General features: G+C 30.6%; 3 protein-coding genes. All 3 read right to left on the bottom strand.

Annotated features, from left to right (window positions below):
- Positions 1 to 1,687, bottom strand: a 1,687-nt coding sequence (locus CI949_RS19205) for a DUF6079 family protein (RefSeq protein ID WP_290769394.1), incomplete at its 3' end; no start/stop codon positions are given.
- Positions 1,688 to 1,689: 2 nt separating this feature from the next.
- Positions 1,690 to 2,484, bottom strand: coding sequence for a hypothetical protein (locus CI949_RS19200; RefSeq protein WP_290769392.1), 795 nt, complete (start codon positions 2,482 to 2,484; stop codon positions 1,690 to 1,692).
- Between the two features lie 5 nt (positions 2,485 to 2,489).
- The coding region (locus CI949_RS19195) for a hypothetical protein (protein WP_290769390.1) at positions 2,490 to 3,128 on the bottom strand (639 nt) is incomplete at its 5' end.

Here is a 3,128-nt window from a genome sequence, read left to right as displayed (position 1 = left end):
GGTTATTATTGATAAAGCTTGGAATATCAGGCATAATATCATTTTCATTCAGCAGATGTACAGCTTCTAATAATTCTGACTCAACATTAATTCCACTCGCATTAGGATTAACCTGCCAGTAAAATTTATCTTCTTCATCTTCAATGCTGATCATCTCTAACCCTTTTCCACGAACATCCTGATTAATCGTCTTTAAGATTTCTTCTATTTCTATATTAATCATGGAAAGTCCGACTCCCATTCCCATATCAGCCATTAAAAATTCTCCCAGCTGTTCTGCACTAACCGGCTCTTTATCTCTAATACCATAAATAATAAGAGCTTTTATAACTCTATCTGCCAGTTCACTGTCTTCATTAAATCCAGGTTTGATAATTGCTTCATGATAAACATTTTTATAGAGATCATAGTATTCTTTAAAGCTGTTGTAAATCACATCATCTTCAAAAATATCATAAAGATCATCAATTGTTATTAACTTTTTAGCAGAAGTGTTTAAACGATTACTGACTATTTCCCAGCTTTCTCTAACTGCTGCCCGCTGCCGGGAACCATAGCTGGAGAGCTGAACTAAGGAATTTACAAATTCATGGTGGAAGGGGTAGAGTTTAATAAATCTTTCCTGACTGATAGATTTTTCCAGATTGAATTTATTATTTTTAAGATCTTTATAAATAGATTTAATACTCTTGCGCTGATTTTCATTTTTTATAATAATCCTCTGATCAATAATTTCTTCGATATCAGCTTCACTCAAATTAATTGGTTCAAATCTGTCAAAAACTTTTTCTTCTTCATCTCCAATGTATAATTCTTCATCAATTATTTCAGCCGGGTTTTTCTGAACAGCAGCTAAAAGCCAGATCGGAAGCTCTTTAATTCTCTGACCAAGAGCCTGCAGTGTTTCTAAACTTTCTGATTCCTCATTTTTAGATTTCTTTTTCTGCAGAAATTCTGATAGTTCATCGATAAAAATTACCAACCCGTCAAAATTAGCAGCCAGAACACTGCTGATCTGCTCCAGACCCTCATTCATATTAGGATAAATAATTTCTCGATATTCTTTCTGACTGAAGGAGCCTCTCTCTTTTCTGTAAGCTATAATTATTTCTGCCAGTCTGGAAGTAGCATCTGCTTCTAAAGCTTCTTTCCATTCTGCAGCGCTGACATCTAAACTATTTTCTAAAATATCGTAGAACCATTCCTTTTTCAGTCCTTCATATTCATTATTTAAAAACTGTTTTACTATCTTTGCATCTTTTTTGATAGTCAAATTAACTCCATTATTTTTAAATTCTTTTTCTATCTCATCAAATAGTTTTACCTTTAAGTTATTAACCTCACTCAGAGTAAAGTTAACTGTTAAATAATTTTTATCGGCAAAAAAATCGAGATACTCTTCCTGTATATCATCAGCTAAATTGGCCCAGTACTTACTGCCCTGCAGCAGAACTGTAATATATGACATAAAATGAGATTTACCACTACCATAAGCACCCTGTACCCAGAATCCCTGGCCTTTATCTAAAGTCAAACTATGTAAAACATTTTTGAATTCTTTTTTAATTTGAGAGGTCACTACATAATCATTGATTACCTGTTCTCTGCTGTTAATAACTGCTTCATCCATTGTTATAACTTCTTGCGGCTTCTGACTTAATTCAAATAGATCACTGTAAGTTTTCATGTTTATGACTCCTCCTTAACTATATAATCTGCAAATTGTGCAGCATTTTTATGTTTTAAAACATATTGATTTAATCCACCACGAGGCTCGTAGGATAAATATCCTTCCTTCCAGCCAGACTGCAGAAATGAATCAATAAAATTTGGATTTATTAGCAGCAGTTTAGGAAATTCTGCTTTTTCTTGAATATAGTCCAACGATGGATTTAAAATGTTAAATTTATTGTATTTTGAATTATCCCTGCTGTATTCGTTGTAAAGTGCATAGATTACAGTTTTTAATTCAGGCTGGTAAAAGTTAATTAATATGTCTTTCCCATCCTGTTCAGCCAGTCCAAAATCAACTAAAGCTTTTACAGAAGACTGAGCAGTTTTAGCAACTGTTGCCTGACTGTATTCCATAAACTGGTTTAAAAAAGTTGTTAATTCTTCTCTCTTAACACTTGTTTTCCCATTGTTTTGTAAAAGTTTGGGATATATTAATTCCAAAATTATCTTTCTAAAAGCAGCTTCTGTGTAAAGATAATTTAGGTACATTAATTCTTTTTTTAGAATTATATTGCTGTTAAAAAGTTTAATCATTGGCGAATATAATATTTTTTGATTCTGATTAAAATCTAAATATCTTTTTTTAATCTGACTCCAGCAGGTATTTAAGCTGCTTTTTGAATTTTGATCAACATCTACATTATCCATCAGTTTTTGATAATCTTCATATTTTTCGTCTTTTATCTGTTCTAAAACCTTAAGCCCCTCATTAAGATAAGTACTTTTAGTTATTGAATTTAATTTTGCCAAGATTATTAACCCCTTTCTAAAATCCTTTTAATATTTTTTTCTAGTCTCTCAGCTTTATATTTTGAGTTATCAACTTTGGGTATCAAATCTAAAAGCTTTTTCCCTAAATATTCATATTTTCCTTTATCTTTATTCTGCAGAAACTTATCAAATAATTTTAAATATGCCTGAAATTTTGCATCTCTATTCCAGCCTCTTGACCCATAATAATTATCAAATATTTTATAAAATCGATTGTAATCTTTCTTTATTTGATCTCTAAATATTTTTTTTGGAGTAGTAATTTTTTCACCTTCTATTAGTTTCAGAATTTCGGGGACATCATATGACTTTTCTTTTCTAAAATAAAGAAAATCCTGATAATTTCTTGGTAAATCATAGCTTATTTCCTCTTCCAGCAAAAACTCATATAACTCATCAAAACTGAAAATTTCTTTTTTAATATCTAATAATATTTCTACAAAAGATCGAAAATAAACACTTAGATTTGTTATTTTTTCTGCTTCTTCTCTGTATTCATTTAATTCTTCAGTTAAATAAAACTTAAATGTGTCATCTGCTTCATGTTCAATAATAGTAATTTTTTCATGATTTCTTAAAAATTCCAAAAGTGTTGATTCTGCAGTATCATAGGGATGAGGAGA

The sequence above is a fragment of the Halanaerobium sp. genome (genome assembly GCF_003070835.1).
This window is presented reverse-complemented; position numbering and strand designations above follow the sequence as displayed.